The 23,260-nt window shown below is 55.5% G+C and carries 18 protein-coding genes and 6 pseudogenes; 15 read left to right on the forward strand and 9 right to left on the reverse strand.

Features of this window, described 5'->3' with window-relative positions:
- Nucleotides 1-335: 335 nt before the first annotated feature.
- Nucleotides 336-923 carry a nodulation N-acyltransferase NodA gene (nodA, locus tag Tal182_RS26445; RefSeq protein ID WP_004679687.1) on the reverse strand — a complete coding sequence of 196 codons (588 nt, stop codon included), beginning with the start codon at nt 921-923 and terminating at the stop codon, nt 336-338.
- Nucleotides 924-1,587: 664 nt separating this feature from the next.
- On the opposite strand from nodA, the pseudogene Tal182_RS33015 reads away from it, so the two are divergent.
- The 5 genes and pseudogenes from Tal182_RS33015 to Tal182_RS26470 all read left to right on the forward strand — a co-directional run.
- A pseudogene (locus tag Tal182_RS33015) lies at nt 1,588-1,796 on the forward strand (insulinase family protein); the annotation flags it as partial.
- Between the two features lie 64 nt (nt 1,797-1,860).
- Nucleotides 1,861-2,775 (forward strand): hypothetical protein, encoded by a 915-nt coding sequence (locus tag Tal182_RS26460; RefSeq protein WP_010034735.1) that lies wholly within the window; start codon nt 1,861-1,863, stop codon nt 2,773-2,775.
- Between the two features lie 261 nt (nt 2,776-3,036).
- Nucleotides 3,037-4,226, forward strand: a protein-coding gene (locus tag Tal182_RS26465) for an IS3 family transposase (protein WP_094299120.1) whose coding sequence is annotated in 2 segments (ribosomal slippage) — nt 3,037-3,289 and nt 3,289-4,226 — 1,191 coding nt in all. Because the reading frame shifts where the segments join, the coding sequence is not laid out codon by codon here.
- A 57-nt stretch (nt 4,227-4,283) separates the two neighbouring features.
- Nucleotides 4,284-4,418 (forward strand): hypothetical protein, encoded by a 135-nt coding sequence (locus Tal182_RS31565; protein ID WP_245344895.1) that lies wholly within the window; start codon nt 4,284-4,286, stop codon nt 4,416-4,418.
- Nucleotide 4,419: 1 nt separating this feature from the next.
- Entirely contained in the window at nt 4,420-6,009 is a 1,590-nt protein-coding gene (locus tag Tal182_RS26470; protein ID WP_085861408.1) for a class I tRNA ligase family protein, read from the forward strand.
- A gap of 111 nt (nt 6,010-6,120) precedes the next feature.
- On the opposite strand, the pseudogene Tal182_RS31975 reads toward Tal182_RS26470, so the two are convergent.
- A pseudogene (locus Tal182_RS31975) lies at nt 6,121-6,290 on the reverse strand (IS3 family transposase); the annotation flags it as partial.
- Between the two features lie 378 nt (nt 6,291-6,668).
- Between Tal182_RS31975 and nodD2 the strand changes: the two are divergent.
- Entirely contained in the window at nt 6,669-7,625 is a 957-nt protein-coding gene (nodD2, locus tag Tal182_RS26480; protein WP_004677768.1) for a transcriptional regulator NodD2, read from the forward strand.
- Here nodD2 and Tal182_RS26485 read toward each other — a convergent pair.
- From Tal182_RS26485 to Tal182_RS26495, 3 genes are all read right to left on the reverse strand, one after another.
- Nucleotides 7,605-7,952: a hypothetical protein gene (locus Tal182_RS26485; protein WP_012489591.1), complete on the reverse strand. Its 348-nt coding sequence runs from the start codon at nt 7,950-7,952 to the stop codon at nt 7,605-7,607. The two genes, nodD2 and Tal182_RS26485, sit on opposite strands and share 21 nt — an antisense overlap.
- 81 nt (nt 7,953-8,033) lie before the next feature.
- Nucleotides 8,034-8,942, reverse strand: a complete 909-nt coding sequence (gene nodD3 / locus Tal182_RS26490; RefSeq protein WP_004677763.1) for a transcriptional regulator NodD3 — start codon at nt 8,940-8,942, stop codon at nt 8,034-8,036.
- A 151-nt stretch (nt 8,943-9,093) separates the two neighbouring features.
- Nucleotides 9,094-10,119 carry an LLM class flavin-dependent oxidoreductase gene (locus tag Tal182_RS26495; RefSeq protein ID WP_011053483.1) on the reverse strand — a complete coding sequence of 342 codons (1,026 nt, stop codon included), beginning with the start codon at nt 10,117-10,119 and terminating at the stop codon, nt 9,094-9,096.
- 900 nt (nt 10,120-11,019) lie between these two features.
- On the opposite strand from Tal182_RS26495, the pseudogene Tal182_RS26500 reads away from it, so the two are divergent.
- Nucleotides 11,020-11,764: pseudogene (locus Tal182_RS26500) on the forward strand (transposase); the annotation flags it as partial.
- A 155-nt stretch (nt 11,765-11,919) separates the two neighbouring features.
- Here Tal182_RS26500 and Tal182_RS26505 read toward each other — a convergent pair.
- Together Tal182_RS26505 and Tal182_RS26510 are read right to left on the reverse strand one after the other, a co-directional pair.
- Nucleotides 11,920-12,441, reverse strand: a complete 522-nt coding sequence (locus Tal182_RS26505) for a YbaK/EbsC family protein (RefSeq protein WP_004677747.1) — start codon at nt 12,439-12,441, stop codon at nt 11,920-11,922.
- An 85-nt stretch (nt 12,442-12,526) separates the two neighbouring features.
- On the reverse strand, nt 12,527-13,222 hold the full coding sequence (locus tag Tal182_RS26510; RefSeq protein ID WP_004677746.1) for a DUF6875 domain-containing protein: 696 nt from the start codon (nt 13,220-13,222) through the stop codon (nt 12,527-12,529).
- Between the two features lie 354 nt (nt 13,223-13,576).
- On the opposite strand from Tal182_RS26510, the gene Tal182_RS32465 reads away from it, so the two are divergent.
- Nucleotides 13,577-14,119, forward strand: coding sequence for a hypothetical protein (locus tag Tal182_RS32465; protein ID WP_029875808.1), 543 nt, complete (start codon nt 13,577-13,579; stop codon nt 14,117-14,119).
- A 397-nt stretch (nt 14,120-14,516) separates the two neighbouring features.
- Here Tal182_RS32465 and Tal182_RS26520 read toward each other — a convergent pair.
- A pseudogene (locus Tal182_RS26520) lies at nt 14,517-15,176 on the reverse strand (IS3-like element ISRel21 family transposase); the annotation flags it as partial.
- Nucleotides 15,177-15,255: 79 nt separating this feature from the next.
- Between Tal182_RS26520 and Tal182_RS26525 the strand changes: the two are divergent.
- Genes Tal182_RS26525 through Tal182_RS26535 form a run of 3 tightly spaced genes read left to right on the forward strand, consistent with a single transcriptional unit; the run spans nt 15,256 to nt 17,690 of the window.
- Nucleotides 15,256-15,666 carry a transposase gene (locus Tal182_RS26525; protein ID WP_029875829.1) on the forward strand — a complete coding sequence of 137 codons (411 nt, stop codon included), beginning with the start codon at nt 15,256-15,258 and terminating at the stop codon, nt 15,664-15,666.
- Entirely contained in the window at nt 15,663-16,010 is a 348-nt protein-coding gene (gene tnpB, locus Tal182_RS26530; protein ID WP_008536947.1) for an IS66 family insertion sequence element accessory protein TnpB, read from the forward strand. The genes Tal182_RS26525 and tnpB overlap by 4 nt, the downstream gene beginning before the upstream one ends.
- A gap of 45 nt (nt 16,011-16,055) precedes the next feature.
- Nucleotides 16,056-17,690: an IS66 family transposase gene (locus Tal182_RS26535; protein ID WP_029875830.1), complete on the forward strand. Its 1,635-nt coding sequence runs from the start codon at nt 16,056-16,058 to the stop codon at nt 17,688-17,690.
- A 26-nt stretch (nt 17,691-17,716) separates the two neighbouring features.
- Here Tal182_RS26535 and Tal182_RS26540 read toward each other — a convergent pair.
- A pseudogene (locus Tal182_RS26540) lies at nt 17,717-18,165 on the reverse strand (IS3-like element ISRel21 family transposase); the annotation flags it as partial.
- A gap of 825 nt (nt 18,166-18,990) precedes the next feature.
- Here Tal182_RS26540 and Tal182_RS33020 point away from each other — a divergent pair.
- The 4 genes and pseudogenes from Tal182_RS33020 to Tal182_RS26555 form a co-directional block, all read left to right on the forward strand.
- A pseudogene (locus Tal182_RS33020) lies at nt 18,991-19,253 on the forward strand (Tn3 family transposase); the annotation flags it as partial.
- Nucleotides 19,254-19,715: 462 nt separating this feature from the next.
- A complete protein-coding gene (locus Tal182_RS33155; protein WP_004676277.1) occupies nt 19,716-19,841 on the forward strand; it encodes a hypothetical protein in 126 nt (41 codons plus the stop codon).
- 114 nt (nt 19,842-19,955) lie between these two features.
- Nucleotides 19,956-21,041, forward strand: a complete 1,086-nt coding sequence (locus Tal182_RS26550; RefSeq protein WP_008533948.1) for an HlyD family efflux transporter periplasmic adaptor subunit — start codon at nt 19,956-19,958, stop codon at nt 21,039-21,041.
- Nucleotides 21,042-21,068: 27 nt separating this feature from the next.
- Nucleotides 21,069-23,216: a peptidase domain-containing ABC transporter gene (locus Tal182_RS26555; RefSeq protein WP_004676279.1), complete on the forward strand. Its 2,148-nt coding sequence runs from the start codon at nt 21,069-21,071 to the stop codon at nt 23,214-23,216.
- Nucleotides 23,217-23,260 lie beyond the last annotated feature (44 nt).

Consider the following 23,260-nt stretch of genomic DNA (forward strand, 5'->3'; position numbering starts at 1 on the left):
CTCCGATGCCGTGCTCTGCGGCAGTGGCGTCAGTTAGCGGGTCGAACGAGGAGCGCGGATCGTGAACCCGCGAGCGCGCAAAAATACGGCATTAGCCGATGATGTTCATACTTCCACCAGGTGCCCGGATTGCGGTACCGAGGCTTCGGGGCATATGTTCCTGATGGTCCTGCTTGTCTCGAATATCTCACGCTTGACGTCTAAGCGTTCGCAGATCGAAAGGTGCGGGATGTGTCATCGTGTGGGTCGGTCCGTCATCGAGGGTTAAATAGACGCACCGATCACTGGGCCGCCACCGTCTCTTCGGATAACTTCAGCTATGGGACCATGCTCTTTCATAGCTCAGGGCCATTCCGCTCGATCAAGGTCCCCGATGGCCAATCACTCATTGAGCATCCTATTGGGAATACTACCAAAATTACGTTTTCACAGCGCGTCGGCGGGAGGTTGAGATAAACATCGGCAAGGGTGGATCGCACGCGTACCCCTTCCAAAACCGTCGCAAGACCATTTCGGCAGAGCCTGAGAACAAGGTTGCGCAACGCCTGCCGAACACCGCCGAACGCAAACCGAACGCCAAGTTGCTGCAGCACTGGGTAAACAATGCGCATCGAATTAATGCCGTACCCCTCAAGATCTGGACGCACGCCCCACAATCCAAGCTCGCATACGAGTAGATCGACCTCGCCAACCCGAACGAAACGACGCAACAACCCCATGTGAGCGGCCACACCGTGCGCATCATAGCCTATTACGCGAAGCTCGGGCCTAGCTCCTGACCAACTACGAGCACCTTCGAATGGAAGGGCGTTGTAAGCTCCAGTTGGCCCATAGGTCTTCCGAAAGAAATCTGCGAGCTCCGTGTGGTCAGAGAGCTCCAACTCGTTTTCCCAGCACACTTTCCACCGCACCTGAGGGCTCATACCTAAACCTCCACTTAATACTCTGTCCAGGCGTCGACAGAGCAACTACTTGATACGCACTCGTTGGGGCGCTTCTAATGGCACTGGTATAAGCTGGTGAAATCATTTGTTTGGATGGAACTCATCCGTCCAATGGATGCGTTCCAATCAATCGGCCTGCCATCGGCTGCCGACGCCAGATGAAGCGGCCGGGCTCCAACTTCTTCGTGAACATGCCGCCTTGTCCATCATGCTGGATCATCTTGATCAGGCATCCAGGACATTGAACTGAAAAGTTGACCATGACTGAGAGGCTCGCTACTCAGGCAGAAGCAAGCCAAAGACGTTTTCGGCGATAATCAGGCAAATTGTCGAGATCACATTAGAACCCTCGGCGGAACCGGGCTGGTCTATCCCGGCGTCGAAAGTCGTCGAACGACCCGACCTGGCGGAGGGGTTTTTTCGGAATGTTCGGTTTGCGACAGTCTGATTCCACACAAAATGGGACGCGGCGATAGGCAGCAGCATTCTCCTGTTGAATCTGAAAGGGGTTCCCCTCGCAAAACGCCCTGGTTCGCTTTGGCTATCGCAGCCCATGGACCGGCACGCTGGGTATCGGCGAAGATTGCCAGAGGACATACTTGCCTGGCGATCCCGACCTCGGGAGAAGATGATGGGTACAGGAATGGATTCGCAGATCAGTGCGTTTCCGGTGCAAGCTTTTAGGACCCCGGACACAGCAAACGCCTCCCAGGACTGGCGAGGCGGCCGCGAGATCGCAATTTTCTCCTAGATAACGGTATGAGGTGATCGTCATACCCTGGTCACCGGATGCCGATCGTCACGCACATGGTCTGGTACAGAGCCGGCGGCGCCGATGAGCCCCCGAGGAAATACTTAGTGACTGGCACGGTTGTTGCGTCGTCTCACGAAAGACAGCCGTTAACGAGAGGTCACGATGATGGATGTATGCTCGATGGGGATGGTGTTGTGCGGTGGGTACCTTCTTGCTGCATCCGCAGGCAGACTCGGCGGCGCTGAGAATGTCTTATCTGACTCGCCTTTGTCCGCGGCTGATGTATCGAGTTTCGAGACTTTCATAGTTCGCAGCCCACCGACATCACTCAATCTGGATCCATTTTATGCCAAATATGCTGACGCAGCGGGCATACCTATTATTTCGTCAAACAAGGTTCCAGACACGGCACTATTGATCTCACGTGACATTGTCCTCTACATGTTGTCAGAACGCCGTGATGTCCGCGATGCTTTAATCCAGGCTGGAGCGCGGGTGGGCGTCATGGCAATTGACGAGACGACGACTGATATTCCCGAGCAGCGGGATTGGAAGAAGCCTCTTCCCGATGATCCACGTCTCACCCCTGACGAGCGGCGGGATTACGCCAACACGATCGGCAAGATGACTGCCCGAGACTACTGGGCACAAAGGGCGCGCGGCATGGGCGGGCTCTACACGACGGGAGCTGTGGAGAATTTGATGGGCGTGCCGGGCACGCGGTATTACGGCGGGAACATTCTTGTTCACGAATTCTCACATAATATTTTCAACGCGCTGCGCACGGTAGATCCTGATCTCGTTGCACGAGTTGAACGTGCCTATTCGCACGCCTACGAGAAAGGCCTCTGGGCGTGTTCCTATATGGAGAACAACGTCGATGAGTATTGGGCCGAGGGCACGCGATTTTGGTTCAATACGAACTTGGCTTACAGCCGAGGCAATCTCACCATTGCCACATCAGAAGATTTCGAGGCTCACGATCCAAGCCTCTATAATATCATGGCCGAAGTCTACCGCCATGACCACCACATTCTGGCGGATGTCTATTACCGGCATTCGGCGAAGTCGCAGTAATGTCCTTTGGTATTGACTGCCGGCCTCATGCTGCAATCCCGCTGGAGACCCGAACTATCGCTGATCGTCCGTAATTTGTCAGAGCCAGCCATAAATTTGAGTTTCCGTTCAATTGAAGCGCCCATGTTGTTCCCACGGGTGCATACCAAGTACTTCGTGGCCGCTGGAATTGGCTCCTTGTGCAACATCGAGACCAAATGACCTGCCACTGCGAATTTCCTCCAGAATTGATTAGAGTCCGGCCCATCAAAGGACGGACGAATGAAGAAGCAGAGATTTACCGAAGAGCAGATTATTGCGGTGCTGAAGGAGCAGGAGGCTGGTGCGAAGGCCGCCGACCTTTGCCGCAAGCACGGAATTTCAGAAGCGACGTTTTACAACTGGAAAGCCAAATACGGCGGCATGGAAATCTCTGAGGCCAAGCGGCTGAAGGCGCTTGAAGATGAGAATGCCAAGCTGAAGAAGCTGCTCGCCGAGCAGATGCTGGACGCAGCAGCACTCCGCGAGCTACTTTCAAAAAAATGGTAGGGCCTGCCGCCAAGCGTGAAGCCGTCACGCATCTGAAGGCCGTGATGGGTCTTTCGGAGCGGCGGGCCTGCCAGATCATATCCGCCGACCGCAAGACGGTGCGTTATCGGTCCTGCCGACCGCCGGAGGTGGCGCTGCGGGCAAAGCTGCGTGACCTTGCAAACGAGCGTCGGCGTTTCGGCTATCGGCGACTGTTCGTCCTGCTTCGACGGGAAGGAGAGCCGTCCGGCGTCAATCGCATCTACCGGCTCTATCGCGAGGAAGGGCTTTCCGTTCGCAAGCGCAAAGCCCGGCGGCGTGCTGTCGGCACGCGTGCACCGATCCTGGTCGAAGCGAAGGCCAATGCCCGCTGGTCGCTGGATTTCGTTCACGACCAGTTCGCTTGCGGAAGGAGGTTTCGCGTGCTCAACATCGTCGATGACGTGACGCGCGAATGCCTGGCGGCGATCCCGGACACCTCGATCTCCGGTCGTCGCGTCGCTCGCGAACTGACGACGCTGATCGAACGGCGCGGCAAACCGGGGATGATCGTCTCCGACAACGGCACGGAACTCACTTCGAATGCTATCCTTGCCTGGTCAAAAGATCATAAGGTCGAGTGGCACTACATCGCGCCGGGAAAGCCGATGCAGAATGGCTATGTCGAGAGTTTCAACGGGCGCATGCGCGACGAGCTGCTCAACGAAAGCCTGTTCTTCGGCCTCGACCATGCCCGAAGCGCCATTGCTGAATGGGCCGACGATTACAACCACTTCCGGCCGCACTCATCGCTCGGATACCAGACCCCGGCAAGCTATGCCGATACCATTGCCGCAACCGGCTCCAACGCTGCGCGAGATGAAAGCTTCGCGTTTCCGCCGGTTGCTCACACCGCGCCACTTGGCGTATTCAAAACCGCCGGGGCTCTAATCGCTGCTGGATGAAAGTTCGGTGGCAGGTCACCAGAGCACGAACTCTGGGTATTGATCTCGGGCAGCGGCGTGTTTCAATCCGATGGAGAAACCTCCGCAGTCAGTGGGGACACGATGGTCTATATAGCGCCGCACCAAAAACACGCGATCAAAAATAGCAGCCCTCAAACCAGCTTAAAGTTCCTTTCGATATGGTGGGATTGAATTGAGAGCAAACCAACATACTTTTTTTGCCTGCTCGGCGCCGCCGTGCCCGAACGGCAAGCTGCATCTTGGGCATATAGGTGGCGTGTACCTTCTCGCCGACGTGTTCGTACGCTACCACCGCATGGTAGGCAACGCGGCCTATCACGTGACAGGTGCGGACGAACATGGCACTTACACGCTGGTGAAAGCCCGAAAGCTTGGCAGGCCGGTTGATGACGTCGCACACATGCACATTGAAGAAATTCTGCAGTGTCTGCGGTCAGTTGATATTGAACCGGACGTATTTGTAAGGACTTCAAGCGAAGACCACAAAGACCGCAGCTTGGCGATCTACGACCAACTAAGAGCGTCCGGCTACGTTGAGCTGCGCGACGGAGAGCAACTGTATTGCGGGACGTGCGAAGAGTTCGCCGCAGACTCACTCGCGGTCGGAGAGTGTCCAGCTTGTAACGCGCCAACAGATAGTAACCTTTGCGAAGATTGCGGCTCGGCGCTGCAACACAATCTACTACGCAACCCGATTCACACGACATGCGGCCAGAGCCTTATCTTGCGCCCGATTCGACAGGTTAATTTTGAGCTTGAAAAATTTGCTCCGGGGCTCGATCACGCCATTGAGGCGAGCGGATGGCCGGAATCCATAAAGCGCAAAGAACTTGACTGGCTACGGTCAAAACTGATGGCATTGCCGATGTCGCGGCATTTCGACCGTGGTGTGACTTTGAACTCCCCGGTGGAGGTGGCAGGCCAAACTTTAATGACTTGGTTTGAAGGATTGTGGTGCTATGAGACAGGAATCGAACGCCTCTGCAAGCAAAATGGCGCAGATCTCGATGACACTATGCGCAACGCGAGCACGAGACTCGTATTCTTCATGGGTCAGGATAACCGGTTTTATTACACGATCGGCGTTACTGCTAGTTTGTTCTCGCGCGGTTATGCGATTCCATACAACCATGCAATTCAGGACTTTTATAAGCTCGAAGGCGCGAAATTTTCTACTAGCCGTGACCACGCTGTGTGGGCTGACGAGGTGGCAGCAGATATCGACACGAACGTGCTGCGCTACTATTTGGCTAGCATCGCCAAGCCATTTGGCGCAAACGACAACGATTTTCTGATCGAGGGGCTGCTTCAGACCGCGGCTAGAATTCGTGCTTTCGAAACGGCTTTGCGCAAGTACGCCGGATGTAACGAGACGCTGACGGCCGACAAGCTGACAGTCGAGCAGAACCACAATGTTAAACGATATTCCGAAGCGGTGCAGGACTTGCGCGTCTGGGATGCCATGGACGCCATAGACGCCTTTTTCGACGTTGCGTCTTTTTCAAGGGCAGATACCTCAGTCAGCGCAGCGGAAGTTTCCGTATTTCTAAGCCTTCTTAATCCTGTGACCCCGATGCTTGCGGCGCGGTATGGTGCTTTCTTTTTCGGAGCCGGATGGCGGCCGGGGCTCGATGGCGGCACTATCCGGCCAAGCACCGGCTTACGCAAACCGGTTGATTTCCCATTGTTTAGCGACCCGATTCCGGAAGCCTTCATAGAGGCTTATGAAAGACGATTTAGGCAAGTCCGGCCGAATTCTTAGCTTTTAATGACGGCAACCGCTTTGACGATCCCGAGGCGAGTAACGCGGACGCCGACCGGATGACGGCATCTCGATAGCGGAGAACGCAAGGCGGCAGTCGGGCGACCTACTTCGTTCCGAAAGGCCCACGACGGCTTTCTGGCGTGCGACGGCGTCGCGCTTGGCGGCGGGCCTTTCTATTTTTTAAGGAGCTCGGGAAGTGGGGCCGTATCCAGGATCTGCTCGGCGAGCAGTCTCTTCAGTGTGGCGTTCTCTTCCTCAAGCGCCTTCAGGCGCGTTGATCTTTTCATCACAAATTACTGGCACGCCACCAATATCTTGAACATGCTTCCAAACAGAAGGAGCCCGCCAGTCGATAGCCAGCGTACGGCAAAGCCTCTCCGGTATCGCGATATGATGAACCTACTTCCGCCCATCCGTTCACTAGCATTTCATGTCGCTCGGTGACGCCGCTCCACATCGCCTATTGCTAAGGTGCCATTCGATATTTAAAGTGGATTATCTGCAACTATAACGTCTATCGTAACGCCTACTTAATTGATCACCAAACTAACCTAAGCCTTTTTGACGAACCTTCATTGGATCTATGCTGGAAGGTTCTGTACTGGAAAAATCGATTGTTTGGATATAAAATATCCGTTGTTTGGATGTGACTAAAGATGCGTTTCAAGGGCCTTGATCTAAACCTGCTCGTTGCATTGGATGCGCTCACGACCGAGCGCAACCTAACGGCTGCCGCACGTAGTATCAATCTAAGTCAACCAGCAATGAGTGCCGCCATTGGTAGGCTTCGGGACTATTTCCGCGACGAATTGTTTACAATGAATGGTCGAGAACTTCGGCTGACGCCCCGTGCCGAAGGACTTGCCTCGGCAGTGCGTGAAACTCTCTTGCAGGTACAATGCTCAATCATCTCTTGGGAGCCGTTTAACCCGTCGAAGTCTGACAGATGCTTTAGAATAGTTCTGTCCGATTTCATGATGCTGATATACTTCAATAAAATCATTGAGCGAGTTGCTCGAGAAGCGCCCGCAGTCAGCTTTGAGTTGCTGCCTTTGGATAGTGATCCGTACGAGATGCTTAGCCGCGGTGACGTCGACTTCCTCATCGTGCCTGAATTTTTTCTCTCGGGCGCACACCCGAGTGCAAAACTGTTCACAGAGAAGTTTGTATGTGTAGCCTGTTCGACAAATGTGGACCTACCTTCAGCGCTGACGATCGAGCAATATGTCTCCACGGGACACGTCGCTGCCGCGTTTGGGCGCTTTTTGAAGCCATCGGTCGAGGGCTGGTTCTTGCTCGAGAATGGTATTCAGAGGCGGGTGGAGGTCGTCGTGCAAGGGTTTAGCTTAATACCACCAGTCCTGCGTGGCACGAACCGCATAGCTAACCTACCGCTTCGCTTAGTCGAGCATTACGAAAGTACTTTCCCTTTGCGGATCATCAACCTTCCGTTACCGCTCCCCGTCTTCACAGAAGCTGTTCAATGGCCAGCGCTCCATAATGCCGATCCAGGGAGCATCTGGTTCAGGGAGATATTGGTTGAGGAAGCTTCCCGTATGATGTCCTCCAACGCACCTAAAATACATGGGTTGCTACAACAATCCGGTTCCTGACCAAGGTTCCTGCTTGAGTAAGATCCGCCCGAGCCCGAATAAGTTCAACAGCCACCAAAGAGGCTTTTCAAAGGTATCCATCCGGGGAAGGCCGCTGACCTTGCCCCCAAGTTTTATCCAGTTTTGAGTTCGCTCCGACGGTTTTGGGTTGCTGTATTTGCGGCGGTAGCGGCGGGTTGCGGTGCGGAGCAATTGTGGTCCCCCAGCACCCTTCGATTTGCCGCCGAAGGTGCTAGACAGCACGTCGCGCAATCGTCCGAAGGGCGGCCGATCGGCGACGGGCGTAGCGCTCAGCTTCGTCGATAAAATGGCCTGCGGGTCACTCACAGGTGGTGCCGTCTTCAGCTAATCGGCCGCGTCGCGGGTCGTCGCTCCCAATGCAGCCCAGCTTCCTAGGTTTCAGGATGGTCACGGCAATCGCGCTGCCTCCTGAACCATTATATCTCGCATCCAGATATTTGCCGGATCTTTGTCGTGAAGTACCGGCCATTGGACTGCCTCGGTGAATGTCGGCAGCGCTATCGGGGGCGCAGTCATCCGCAATGGTATCGTGTCCTCAAAAAGCCCAACTAGTCGTAACGGAACGGTTGCGATGCGATCGGTGCCCATTAGGGCGGCGGGGATCATGCTAAAGCTTGAAACAACGACTTCGACCCGCCTCTTGAGGCCATGCTCCTGCAAGAAGCAATCTTCTATGGTAGGCTGCTGCGTCCGACCGAACCTAACTACCGCGTGCCCCATTGAAGAATACTCCTCGGCAGTAAGGGCTTCCTCAAGTTGTTTGTTATTACTGCAGCCGACGCAAGTCAGTCGTTCCTGAAATAGATCTATCTTAGGGTGCGCGCTCGACATGAATAGCGGTGGGCTAATAAGGAAGTCTACGTCGCCGCGTCGCAAAAGCTCGTCTGGATTGTCAGTAAGAGGCAGCAAGTCAAAACTAATGCCGGGTGCTTCCCGCGCAAGACGCTCCAGTATCTTCTGAAAAAGAACAACTGTAACGAAATCGCATAAGCTTACTCGGAAATGACGATCTGATTGATCAGGAGTAAATTTATCCCAGGGTATGATATTGAGCCGAATATGCTGTAAAGCCTCACGAATCGCAGGCGCGAGGTCTTCCGCACGCGGAGTTGGAACGAACTCACGACCACGCATCGTAAATAGTTCATCGCGGAAATAGGAGCGGAGCCGGCGGACAGCTGCACTCATTGCGGGCTGGCTCAGATTAATGCTACGTGCCGCCGCAGTAAGGTTGCGCTCAATCATTAGTGCATCGAGCGCGACAAGGAGATTTAGATCGAGGCCCTTAAATCGCATATCTTTTAACTATCCAATAGTGCAGCCCATTCCACAATGGCTGTTCCTACGGCGATGGCTGAATTCGCCTTGACGCTCCTCAATCGATTTGAGGGCGCGGCCACAGAGACTTAATCTCTGTGATCGGAAAGCAACCTGAGGCCAGTCCAGATTAAGCCATAACTCCAGAGTGAACGCTCGTTGCAGTGTAATAGGAAGCCTCCAATGGCAAATCACCAAACGCCAGCTGGCAAAGAAGATAATTAGCACCTGCTTCCTCGACATGATCGAGAAGATCTTGCCTAACTGAAGCAGCAGTACCAACTACGCACAACTGACAGTCTACTGCTGCATCAAAATCCGGCGGGAGGTTCTGAGGAGTCTGTATCCCGTTAATCTCGTACAGAAACCTAAAGCTCCGAAGCCACCGTTGATAAGCCGGGGCCGCGAGCGAAATGGCATGCTTCGTCGTGCTGCCGGCCACCACCATTCGGACCAACCCAAGGAACGGCGCCCGTTTCCTGCCCCCGGCGGTACGTCTCTCGTGTGCTCGGTAGGCATCAGTGATCTGGCGAACAGCAGAAGCAGGGCCCCCGCAGGCAAGATTTGTATCGTTCTCAGCCGCCCAGCGCGCAACCTCAGGACGACTGGTTGTAATCCATCTCGGAGGCTGAGGACGTTGGTGTGGCCGCAACATCAACGGGACTTTGTCTAGTTCAAAGTGGTCGCCTTTGTAGGAAAGAGCCTGAGCTCCTTCCTTCATCGCTTGGATGACGATCTCGCTGGCTTCGAGATAGCGCGATGTCGCCACCTCCTCATCAATACCGAAAAAGCTCCATTCGATTGGTAAGGAGCCGCGCCCCATGCCCAACTCGAGCCTGCCACCGCTCAGATGATCCAGCATGCAAATTTCTTCAAACGCACGTAACGGATGATAAAGGTTCAACAGCATAACCAAAGGACCGAGACGAAGATGCTGCGTGCGCTGAGCTACGCTTGCTAGAAATAGATTCGGCGAAGGTCCTCTGCCGTGGGGAGTACAGTGGTGCTCTGCGACGTGATATCCATAAAAGCCAAGGCGATCGCAGACCTCTGCCAACTTCATCCGATCTTCATACTGGCGCCCAATCTCCCTTCCGTCTTCGTCCAAATGGTCGAAGATACCAACCATCAGCTTTGCGGGAAGAGAGTTTGTCATTTAAATGTCTCCAAGTTTGGCGGCGAATTTTCGGTGACCAAGACCGGAGGGTGGCCCCGATGTCTTTCGCCAGGAATCATCGAAAAGCTGCTGGTTCTAAAAAACGATGCTGACGCCGATGAGCTAATCATAATGCTCACGTTGAAATGACATTGAATCATTCGTATTCATGTATGACTTCGCGGTGGGTAACACCCCATCTCGCATACCCACAGCTCCGTTCACTTTTGAGAAGCCAAGGATTGGCAAGATCGGATAGTGGTTGTTCAGCTTTTGTGGCGACCCAAATGTGTTAAAGCTGGTATTCGGTTTAATGCGACGAGGCTCCTGCAGTAGGCGAAGAAAGGACCCAGAGCTATGTCTCGGCGCTTGATTGGCAGACGAGAGCGCCTTCTGCAGTTCCACGTTGGCCATGTTCGTCTCCATTTACCGGCCAGGTCTGTGACCTTGCCCTCGGCTGCTCTCGGTGGAGCAACATCATGGGGTCCCCAATTCATAATCGAGGTGTTTAATAACATCCCATGGCTTCGTAAAATTGATTGTTTGTATGGCATTGATCCACCAGGTGAATAACCAGGAATCTTCACCGTCAAAGGGTTGCTGATCGAACTAGCATACGGTCGACCCAGGCGAGATCACGGCCCCTTCCGAAGGTGGAAGGATCAGGAGCCAGTGCGGTTTTGGCCGCAGCGCAACAGCGCCGATACCAGAAATAGATGTGACGCAGTTGGCTTCCGCGTCTTTCGTGCACGCTGTTATATGTCCTTAACATTCCCCATCTTAACTTCATAGGATCACAGGTTTTACGATAGGGAAATTGCTCTCAACCCTTCAAACTGGACCAATTTTGGTTAGAGTTTTCCGGTGCATTTTCCTGGCTGGGAAAAGGAACGGAACACGATGAAGGCATCGCAGTTTTCGGACGCTCAGAAGGCGTTCATTTTGAAGCAGGGTGATGAGGGCGTCTCGATCGCGGAGATTTGTCGCAAGGCGGGGATCAGTCAGACGACTTACTTCAACTGGAAGAAAAAGTACGCCGGCATGTTGCCGCCAGAGATGAAGAGGCGCAAGCAGCTTGAGGACGGGAATTCGCGATTGAAGAAGATCGTCGCGGATCTGACGTTGGACCGTGAGATGCTGCAGGACGCCATCCGCCGAAAGCTCTAAGGCCTGAGGGGTAGCGGGAGGTGGTGTCATGTGCCGCGATTGGGCGATCTCGATCCGGCGTGCCTGTGGCGCGTTGAACTTCGATCGGTCGACCGATCACTACATCTCTCGCCGCGCCGAGGCCGGTCTAGACCTGTAAGCGCGGGTGCGCTACGGCTTTCGTCGCGTGCATGTGCTTTTGGAACGCGAGGGTTGGGGCACCAACATCAAGCGAACCTATCGCATTTACAGGGACTTGGGACTGCAGCTGCGGAATAAGACTCGGAAGCGCCGTGTTAAGGCGAAACTTCGCGAGGATCGGCAAATGGCTGTCGGACCAAATGACGTGTGGGCGATGGACTTCGTGCACGACCAGCTCGCAACCGGAAAGAAACTGCGGGTCCTGACGGTGGTCGCCACCTTCTCACGCTATGTTCCCGCGCTTGATCCGCCTCACAGCTATCGAGGTGAAGATGTCGTGCAGACGTTGGGACGGGTGTGACGATTTTCGTTATAGTGCGCACTATGAGTCCGATTACGCAACATACGTATTGAACCCTCATTCTCTAATCGAGGCGCCGTTACGTGGAACCGCATTTCCTTTCCCGAAGAAATAACCTACCTCACGGCATCTCTATGAAAGGTGACGAGGCGTTAGGTTTGACTGGCCCGTCCACGCGTCTGTAACGGCTGCCCGATCTTCCAAAGCATGCTTGTGTCGATCTCAAGCTCGACTCCAACCTTGCCCGCACCTGTGACTACGGTAGGATAAGAAAAAAGGGCGGTGTCGATCAGTACAGCGATCTTCTGGAGACCGAATGGTGATACGCTTCCTGACGGGTAGCCGAAGAGATCGAGTACCTGTTCTTTCTGAGCAAGCTCGGCTCGTTTCCATCCATACGTGCCAGCAACCGCTTTCATGTCAATCTTTGAAGGTGATGGCAGCAAAACGGCACAAAGGTGGCGCGCAGGATGAGACCGGCGCATCACATCGTTCGCTTTCTGCTCGGCAATAATCATCGTCTTTGCAACGCGCCCCACGGGAACGCCGATAGCAGAGGCTAAATCGGAAGGAGATGTAATAGGGGTGGCGAACTCACTATAGCGCCACAATCGTACCGTCGACGCTCCGATCTGGTGCAGTTCAGCAAGTACGTTCGGATGAACGTCCAACATAGTCGTTTCCTTCCGGTTCACCTGGTAGGACGATCGAGGATAGCTGTTTCAGCGACTGCGAGTACAGCCCTCTTGCGAGTAAGTTTCAGGCGGTTCGCTCCAAAAGCTGCCTAATGCGGCGGCGACCCTCGTTCCCAAAAATACTGAAGTAAGCCTCCAGGCACTTATCGCTATCGAGCATGAAAGGAGCATCATATTTGGTGATATGCCGAATAGCCAAGGCTGGAACCGTTGTGTCGAGCGGTCGAAACATCCTGTTGTGCAAACCGGGCTCCGGGCAACCTGGATAAAATTCACCGATCATGAAACCTTCCTGAATGAAGTCGGGCTTCAGCCGTTTTTGCAGTTGACCAATCCTGATGATCTCTCCTTCATCCTGTATTCCAGGAAGGGCAATGATAATGGCCTTATAGATCCAGTCGCCCGTTCGATCGTTGAAGGACTTTACGGGTTTCATCTGGCTGAAGACGGCGAGCATACGCGCCAAATCGTTTTCGATTTCGTCAACTGCAACAGCTTGCGACGCGGCAACCCGTAAAAGCCCCTTCGTCAGAGCCTCGGGAACGAAAGGGCAAACGCTCCCGTCCCGACCTAAATGAGGATGTGGATTGGAGAGGAATTCTGAGGCATACCGAGCAAATTTCTGAAGAGCTGCGTTTGCATACTCATCATAGGCGTTGTATCCCGCATCAATATTCTTTTCCAGAATTTCGCCCACTGTCATCAATGGACCAATCGTCCCGAAAGGTTGGCTGTAATCTTTCCAAATCTCTTTATTCATTTCGGATCCCTGGTTCGAAAAGCCACGTGCAAAACGGAAGGTCGGGCTCTTGCATGCCAGCTCGGGCGGCGGGCGAGCTGGTCGGGGGCCAATCAAGAGACCGACCTTCCATCGGAAGCGAAGCTCCCGAATTTTTGATAGCACTCGTAGTTACACTTGTGTAACTGTTTTTTTAAATGGATGTGAAAACAAGAGCGGGGGCTCGTGCACGATGAAGGTTAGTCTCACGACCGCCCGCAAATTCTTATATTCGTCGTAGTTATGAAGACATACATATGATAAATGTCGCCGCGATGGGATCCGGTAACAGGCTTTGGGTGAAAACAGAACGACCCATTGCGCAGAGGCGTGGCCGTGACGAAGACAACACGAAGAAAAATATATACGCCAGAACAGATCGACGTCGGCGTAAAGCATAAGCTTGAGAAAATTGACTCGTTTTTGTCAGATCTCTTTAGCGAAAATTCCGAAGAAAAACTATTCCTGAGGAATATTCTTGGATTGATGCTTAAAGTATATCATATGGACGCCAATAACAAACCCATGACGAAGATGCAGGCGTGTCGCTATCTGCCTTTCAAAAACCAGACTGTTTGCCAAAAGTATGTCGAGGCAGCGCATTTGCGTGGGTTCATCGACATCACTCGGGATAAAACGGACAAACGGCGTCTGATTGTTGTTCCAAAGGAGCCGTTGGTTGTCTATGTCAATGAATATATAGCTGACTTCCTTGATGACTGCCGTAGAGCGATTGACAGTGCCGCTCAAGTAGCTACGCTTCCTGAGGAAGGGATGGCAACGGCAAGTTCTTCATCTATTGATAAATCGCCAGCGTCTTCTGGGGCACCTGTGGGTTCCTCTCAAAAGAGAGTCGATCGAAAAGCCAGGAAATTTTAGCGAGTTTTATTGTGGGAAAGCAAAAGTAAGAAGCCGGTCTCGCGCGCGTTTATCCTTTCATCAATCAAATGTTTCCTCCGTAAACAAGCTTCATCGAGGTAACCCGCTTCGCTTAACCGGCCTGACGGCCGGTGCAGGCGCTGCTAGGGGGAGCGGCTGTATCGTCGTTTCGGCCAAGAAACTGCGCGGGAAGTTCGGCGGCATCCTCAGCCTTATCACCTTGGCATTTACGCTATCTTTTTAGGCGAGGCGGAAACCGCTGACGCGGTCCTCCATCTCTTGGTCGAGACAGTGTGACCTGCCACTGAATTTTCATCCGGCGTCTGACCTGCCACTGAGAATTTCTGAACCGCTCCCAAACGTTGGACCACCGGATGCTAGAGTTTTCCGGCTTCATTCAGGGAGGCGGGCTGGTTGCGCCTCCCGAATTCACCAACGAGATCGGCACCTTGTTGCCGATCGCACCATGAGGTCTTTCCTCATTGTAGTATCTACGCCAATCCTCCATCTTTTCGCGGGCATCCGCAAGGGTCAGGAACCAATGCTGGTTCAGGCATTCTGCACGGAAGCGGCCATTGAACGCTTCGATGAAAGCATTATCAGTCGGCTTGCCGGGGCGTGAGAAGTCCAACGTCACACCCTTGGAATAGGCCCGCAGGTCCAAGTCGCGCGACACGAACTCGGTCCCTTGGTCGACACGGATCGTTTTCGGATAGCCGGCTTTTTGGCACACCCGTTCAAGGGTTTGCACAACGTCTTCGCCTCTATAGCTATGACGTGGATCAAGCACCGGCACGTAGCGCGAGAAGGTGTCGACCACCGTCAGCACGCGCAGTTTCTTACCCGTTGCGAGTTGGTCGTGAACGAAGTCCATCGCCCAGACGTCGTTGGGTCCGACGGCCATGTGCCGATCCTCGCGAAGCTTGGCTTTTACCCCCCGCTTCGGTGTCTTGTTCCGCAACTGTAGCCCCAAGTCCCTGTAAATGCGGTAGGTTCGCTTGATGTTGGTGCCCCAACCCTCGCGTTCCAACAGCACATGCACGCGGCGATAGCCGTACGTAAGCGCCCGGTGAGGGCCGTCTTGCGAGGTTGAGACGAACATCGGAAGTCCTAGTGCAAACACTAGGAGTAGTCCTATGACGAAGCATCCGATTGAAGTGATCACGTCTGTCGAGCGCCGACGGCGCTGGTCTCGGGAAGACAAAGAGCGGCTTGTTGCGGCCTGCTTTGAGCCAGATGCGGTGCTTTCCGAGATTGCCCGTGCGGCCGGTATCCATGTCAGCCAGCTTTTCCGTTGGCGCAAGGAGCTTTGCCAAATCGAGGAGCCGAAGACGGAAACGGCGAGCACGTTGGTGCCGGTGATCCTATCCGAGGCCGCGCCTCCAGCCACGCCCATTCCCTCGGGGCCGCCTGCCCCATCGCAGTCCCGCCGGAAGCGTAGCGATGTGACGATTGAGCTGGGTCGGGGCCGTCGTATTCGCGTGGACAGCGACATCGATACCGAGGCGCTGGGCCGTATTCTCGATGTCGTGCTGGAACGGAGATGATCCCGGTTCCGAGTGGTGTGAAGGTCTGGCTGGCGACAGGCCATACGGACATGCGCAAAGGCTTCCCCGGCCTATCGCTGATGGTGCAGGAGACGCTGAAGCGCGATCCGATGTGCGGACACCTGTTCGTGTTCCGCGGTCGCGGTGGTGGCCTGATCAAGGTCATCTGGCATGACGGCCAGGGAGCCTGCCTGTTTACGAAGAAGCTTGAACGCGGACGCTTCGTCTGGCCGTCGGCGGCAGATGGATCGGTGGTGATCACACCGGCGCAGCTCGGTTATCTGCTGGAAGGTATAGACTGGCGGATGCCGCAAAAAACCTGGCGACCGACGTCGGCAGGATGAGCAAAAGCACTGGAATGGCTGGGTCGAATATGATTCCATCCTACCATGAACGATGCGGCCGAACAGCTTCCTGACGATCTTGCCAGTGCGCTTGCACTGCTGGCGCAAGAGCGTGCCTGGCGTATGAAAGCCGAGGCGGAAGCCGCCAGTGCCAAGGCGCTCGTGTCACATTCAGAAGCGCTGATCGCGCGGTTGAAGCTGGAGATCGAGAAGGTTCGCCGTGAACTTTACGGCAGCCGGTCCGAGCGCAAGGCGCGACTTCTCGAGCAGATGGAGCTGCAACTCGAGGAACTCGAAGCCGACGCTGGTGAAGACGAACTGGCGGCGGAGATTGCTGCCAAGGCTTCTACAGTCCGGGCGTTCGAGCGAAAGCGTCCATCACGGAAGCCGTTTCCCGAACACCTGCCGCGCGAGCGCGTCGTCATCGCCGCCCCGACGAGTTGCCGCTGCTGCGGTTCCGCCAGGCTGTCGAAGCTCGGCGAGGACATCACCGAGACGCTGGAGGTGATCCCGCGCCAGTGGAAAGTCATCCAGACTGTGCGGGAGAAGTTCTCCTGCCGCGAATGCGAGAAGATCACTCAGCCGCCCGCACCTTTCCATGTGACGCCGCGCGGTTTTGCCGGGCCGAACCTGCTGGCGATGATCCTGTTTGAGAAGTTCGCCCAGCATCAACCGCTGAACCGCCAGAGCGAGCGCTATGGCCGAGAGGGGATCGACCTCAGCTTATCGACACTGGCCGACCAGGTCGGTGCTTGCGCGGCGGCGCTGAAGCCCATTCATTCGTTGATCGAGGCGCATGTTCTGGCCGCCGAGCGGCTGCATGGCGACGACACCACCGTGCCGATCCTGGCGAAAGGCAAAACCGATACGGGGCGCATCTGGACATATGTCCGGGATGACCGACCGTTCAGCGGGCAGTCACCACCGGCAGCTCTTTACTATGCGTCGCGGGACCGGCGGCAGGAGCATCCCGAGCGCCACCTGAAGACCTTTACCGGCATTCTGCAAGCGGATGCTTATGGCGGCTACAATCCCCTGTTCAAGGTTGACCGCGATCCCGATCCGCTGACGCAGGCACTGTGCTGGGCGCACTCACGCCGCAAGTTCTTTGTGCTCGCTGACATTGCCACGAATGCCAAACGCGGCAGCCGTGCCATGCCGATCTCGCCGCTGGCGCTGGAGGCTGTCAAACGGATCGATGCCCTGTTCGACATCGAGCGGGAGATCAACGGGCTTGCCGCCGACGAACGCCTGCAGCGCCGTCGCATCGACAGCCTCTCACTCGTCAAAGAACTCGAGGACTGGATGCGGACCGAGCGGGCAAAGCTGTCGCGCAGTTCTCCTGTCGCCGAGGCTATCGATTACATGCTGAAGCGTTGGGACGGCTTCACGTCATTCCTGGAAGATGGGAGAATTTGCCTGACGAACAATGCAGCCGAGCGGGCGCTGCGAGGCTTTGCTCTCGGAAGGAAGTCATGGCTCTTCGCCGGATCGGATCGTGGTGCTGATCGCGCAGCCTTCATGGCGACGCTGATCATGAGCGCAAAGCTCAACGACATCGATCCGCAAGCCTGGCTTGCTGATGTCCTCGCCAACATCGCTGACACGCCGACGAGCAAACTGGAACAATTGCTTCCGTGGAACTGGACGCCGACGGCGCTGGATGCTCAAGCGGCCTGACCTGCGTCCTTCACCGGATGCTTACAGCCGTACCGCACACGGATCTCGCAGATCTCGCGAATACGACGTTCCAGACCGGCCTGATCAGCACGGCGAGAGGTATAGTGGTGAGTTGATCGATCGAAGTTCAACGCTCCACAAGCACGTCGGATCGAGATCGCCCAATCGCAGCACATGCCTTTCACCATCTCCCGCTTCCGAGCAGGCCTTAGAGCTTTCGGCGGATGACATCCTGCAACATCTCGCGGTCCAGCGTCAGATCCGCGACGATCTTCTTCAGGCGCGAATTCTCGTCCTCGAGCTGTTTCAGCCTCTTCATCTCCGGTGGCAGCATGCCCGCGTATTTTTTCTTCCAGTTGAAATAAGTCGCCTGGCTGATCCCCGCCTTCCTGCAGATTTCAGCAACCGACACGCCTTCATCACCTTGCTTCAGAATGAACGCCTTCTGAGCGTCCGAAAACTGCGACGCTTTCATCGTCTTCTGGTCCCTTTCCCAGCCAGGAAAATGCACCGGAAAACTCTAACCAAAACTGGTCCAGTTTGAAGGGTTCAGATCAAAGTGCACAAGATGGTGGCGAATGGGAACGTAGGGTCGTCGCCTCGATCGCCAAGAAATTGAAAAGGGGCCAGCGAGGAGCGCCTTTTGGCTCGCATCGCCGGGTCCGCGATCAAGGCCCTCGACGGAGCGGTGCCGAAATTGCCGAACAGGCGATACTTTCGGCTCTGGTCCGCAAATACAAGACTGGCGGTTCCTAAGCAGCGAGCCCAGGCGGTGCCACGTTCCTCCTACGGCATTTCATTATCCACGCATGTTGCCGAGGCTGCTGAGCCTGCTCGAATTCCGGAACAATGCAGCACATCGGGTCCGCCATCGCGGCGCTGGAATGGCTCAAGCGTCTGATCGACGAGGACGACAGACGGATCGACCCGTATCGATCCGAGACCTGGCTGTAGGCCTGAAGGCCTAGCATCCTGCCGTATTTCACGTTTACCAGGGCGTGGCCTTGTCCCTATTGGCAGATGCTATGGCCGGATGTGTCAAGTAAAAGATCCACCGGATGCGAAAAGAAACACGAGACCTATTGGGCAATGCTTGGGCGGGTCCCGACGCTATGGCGATCTCAGACCTGCACTTGTTCCGGCCCAGGCTGTGGCCGACAGCGATCGTCTCGCGGGGCCGTTGCGACAGGAGGATAGCTGGCAAATCTCAAGCTCACCTCGACATCCGGTTACGCGAGCTTGGCCGCGCCAGCTCGGGCTGTTACGATTCCGGGCGGCTCGATTGCGAAGGCGACGTCCAGACGTGGATGCTGCGACTGGCTTCTGCGAAGCATTCAGTCATCTGCGTACAGGAGCGCCCTGCGATGAACGTCATCCTCGCAGAAGAGACTAGCTTTGGCCTGCGCATGATGGCCGATGCCACAGACACCCACACCTTGTGGGTGTTAATCCGTGTTCGACAGTGGCATGTCGAGAGCGAAGCCTACGACCGGGCGCTAGCCAGGGTGGTCGAGGCGCAGGCGGGGTTACCGATCCATGGGCACTCCGGCTTCGAGCGACGGCCTATTATTTGCCGCCACAGCGCAAGGCGACGGCCCGCGGCACCAAGCGGCGCATCCGCGCCCACTATCGTGCGGAGGGCCACCAACAATTCACCAGGTTTCAGAGTGAATCAGCAGCAACAAAAATCGACGGCAAACTCGATGGGGGCTACGCGGATGGGGGCGCGCTTACTGAGCGCCGAGTCTCAACTGTACCGTCGCCACCGAACTTTGGAGCTGTCGATCCTGTTCAGGACGTTCATTCAGAACCCTACTCGGTTTGTCGTGCTTGCGACAGCGTGATGTGCGGTTTGGCACGTCTCGGCGCTCTAGGGCAGCCATTGAATAACATACAGAACAGTTTTCTGATGCTTTTCGCTCCTTCTGCATTGGCACGAATCTTGAACCTTTTTGTTGCGCGCCGCTAGGAGCTCCCAACGGGGACCTTGGCATCTTCTCAATCCAGCTCTGAACGGAGACACCAATGATGAACAACATGGCAGCCTATCGTGTAACCGAATTAACCCCTCAAGAAGCAGCTGAAACCTCCGGAGGTTGGTATTTTTGGGTTTACTTGTTTTTGCGACGTTACGGACACTTGTTTGGTTGATAAGCGAGCTGGCTCTCGATGGCTCCTAGTGACTACAGACTAGCAGTTCCCCTTTCTGCTGAAACGGCCAGCTGCACCGCAGAAAGCATACTGGCGCGACGATCAGGACGATCCTTGAGCATTTATAGGGCGATCTTGCTCTTCGTCGCCGCGGCATTTGGCTCACTGCCACTCGTTACCATACCGGTCTCCATGCAGAGTGTCGGTACTATTCGCCCGATCGTGGAGAAGACGCCCCTGATAGCGCCCGTCTCCGGACGCATCTCCCGTGTCCTTGCCTTTGAGAACGATGTCGTTGCTAAGGGGAAGGAAATAATCGCCTTTGACGATCATGTAATCGAGGAAAAGCTCAGCGGGGTTTTAGCCGACATTCATGCCAAGAGCGATCTTGCCCATGACTTCCAAACGCTGATTTCTTCCGGCGCAAGGCTCAGCGTCTCGCCCCCCCTCCAAACCGAATCCGCGACGGCTGAAAGGGTGCATTTTCTCAACTTGCTGCGCGAGAACCAAAATGCGCGCAGTAACGCCGCGGCGGAACTCGACCGCGCAAAGCGACTTGTCTCGGCTGCTGCGGCGCCCGCGAAGACCGTTGACGAGAAGGCTTTCGCTCTCCAAAATATCGAGGTCCAAGGCGAGATCCTCGTGCGACGCAAAACCGCTGATTGGAACCAGAAGCTCCTTGATGCTAACCTGCGCTTAAAGGAACTCACGGCCACCTTGCATCAGCTCGAGCACGAACGGGACCTGCACCGCATCCGCGCCCCAGTATCGGGTGCTCTCGAGCAGTTCTCCGGCCTCGCGCACGGAAGCTACGTGCAGAGCGGGCAAACCGTTGGTTGGATCTCGCCGAACGACGATCTGGTGGCGGAAATCTACGTCTCCCCCAACGACATTGGCTTTGTGCAGCCTGGTCAGCCGGTGCGGCTCCAAGTGGATGCCTTTAACTACAACCAATGGGGTGTCATCAAAGCAAGGGTGGTCGAGGTGGCGCAGGACTTCACTCTGCATGACGGGAACCCGGTCTTCAAGGTCCAGTGCGCGCTCTCTCGCAGCGAACTCGCGCTGAAAAGCGGGGCCATCGGCCACCTGAAGAAAGGCATGACCGTGCGGGCTCGCTTTCTGTTGGCCAATCGCACTCTCCTGCAACTGCTCTACGACGAGGCAGACGATTGGCTCAACCCGATGCTGGCGGGGCGCTAATATTGTCCCAACAGCCAGCGAGCCTCCATGTCGAGTAAGGCCATTAAGTTCAAACAGCGTGACATCACGGATTGCGGCGCCGCCAGCCTCGCATCTGTCGCAGCCTTCTATGGCTACAAGTTGCCATTGGCGCGCATCCGCCAGTATGCGTCGACCGACCGCTCCGGTACGAGTGTGCTGGGGCTCACGGAAGCGGCGCAGAAGCTGGGCTTCATCGCGAAAGGCGTCAAAGGTGGCTTCGACAGCCTGTACAAGATCCCCAAGCCCGCTATCGCGCACGTCGTCAAGGAGGACCTGCACCATTTCGTAGTGGTCCATGCGATCGACGCCAAGTGGGTCATCGTCATGGACCCGGCCTTGGGCGAAATCTGCAAAGTGCCGCATCAGGAATTCATGGAGCAATGGACCGGCGTTCTGGTTTTGCTGGTTCCGGCAGACACATTCAATCGTCGAGACGAGACCACGTCGCCCCTCGCCCGATTCGCCCGCCTACTCGCGCCACACCGCACGGTGATGGCGCAGGCTCTCGTCGGCGCTCTTGTGACGACCGTCCTCAGTCTCTCGACGGCGATCTACGTTCAGAAGATCGTTGATCACGTGATCCCAGCGGGAAACCGCAACCTGCTCAACTTGATGAGCATCGCAATGCTGCTGATCCTAGCGATACAGATCCTGATCAACCTCCTAAGAGGCCGACTCGTCCTGCAGACGGGGCAGAAGATCGACGTATGCTTGATCCTCGGCTATTACAATCACATCCTGGCCCTGCCCCAGAAGTTCTTCGATAGCATGCGCATGGGAGAAATCGTGTCGCGCATGAACGACGCTGTGAAAATCAGGAGCTTCCTGAACGACGTTTCGATAAACATGTTTGTTGACATTTTAATGATACTGTTCTCGTTCGGAATGATGTTCATCTATTCCTGGAATATTGCTTTGATCGTGGCGCTCGCCATTCCAATGTACATCCTGGTATATTGGGCCATCAATCGGATGAATCGAAATCTCCAACGAGTCATCATGGAAAATGACGCCAAACTCGAGGCGCAACTGGTAGAATCACTCGGAGCTGTCTCCACCATTAAGACTTCCGGCGTCGAGAGCTTCGCAAACTTCAAAATGGAGACCCGCTTCGTAAAGATGCTGCATTCCGTCTACAGCTCCGGGCTGATCTCAATCTGCGGCGACAACGCCTCGACGTTGCTGTCGGTCCTGTTCACCATCGTGCTGATGTGGTTTGGAACCACGCTTGCGCTCGAACAGGCCGTCACGCCCGGCGAATTGCTGTCCTGCTATACGTTGCTTGGCTATATCACCCGGCCGGTCGCCCGCCTGATCCAGACCAACCGGATCGTTCAAGACGCGTTTATCGCGGCGGATAGACTTTTCGAGATCTTTGAACTGGAGTCGGCAAGCAGCAGCGGCATCGATGCTACGAAGACCGATCTCGGAGATATTCGCCTGGAGAACGTCACATTCCGCTATGGCGCGCAGGCGGAGGTTTTCAGCGATCTAAGCGTCTCCTTTCGCCAAGGAGAGTTGACGGCCGTCGTGGGTGAGAGCGGCTCGGGCAAAAGCACCCTTGCGGCTCTGCTGCAGAATGTCTACCAGCTTGAGGATGGATGCATTCGGATCGGCCAATATGCCCTCCAGGATTTCTCGAGCGCATCACTGCACAAGGTCATGGCTGCAGTACCGCAATCGATAGACGTCTTCTCCGGTTCCGTGATCGAGAACATCGCCCTGGGCGAGTTCGAACCGGAGTTCGATAAGATCGTACGCATCTGTGATCGAATAGGACTGCGGGAGTGCATCGAGCGCTGGCCCGGGCGGTTCCAGGCCCATCTGGGCGAGAACGGGGTTCGCCTCTCCGGAGGTGAGAAGCAGCGCCTCGCATTGGCTCGGGCCCTGTACCGGGATCCCGACGTTCTAATCCTTGACGAAGCGACCTCCTCTCTGGACTCGGCAGCCGAAGAATTTGTGCTGCGGGTTGTTGAGGATCTGTCTCGCGCTGGGAAGACCATCATAGTCATCACTCATCGGTTGAGCACCGTTCGTGGGGCGGACAATATTGTGGTCCTGGACAAGGGGCGGGTCATTGAGGAGGGAAAGCACGCTGACCTAGTGAGAACTGATGGCCCTTACGCTCGATTATGGCGGGCGCCAAGGTCGTGATCCGTGTAGGCCCTGTCGGCTCGAGGATTGAAAACGGTTGTGAA

It is taken from the genome of Rhizobium sp. TAL182 (assembly GCF_002117725.1).
Lineage (GTDB): Bacteria > Pseudomonadota > Alphaproteobacteria > Rhizobiales > Rhizobiaceae > Rhizobium > Rhizobium esperanzae.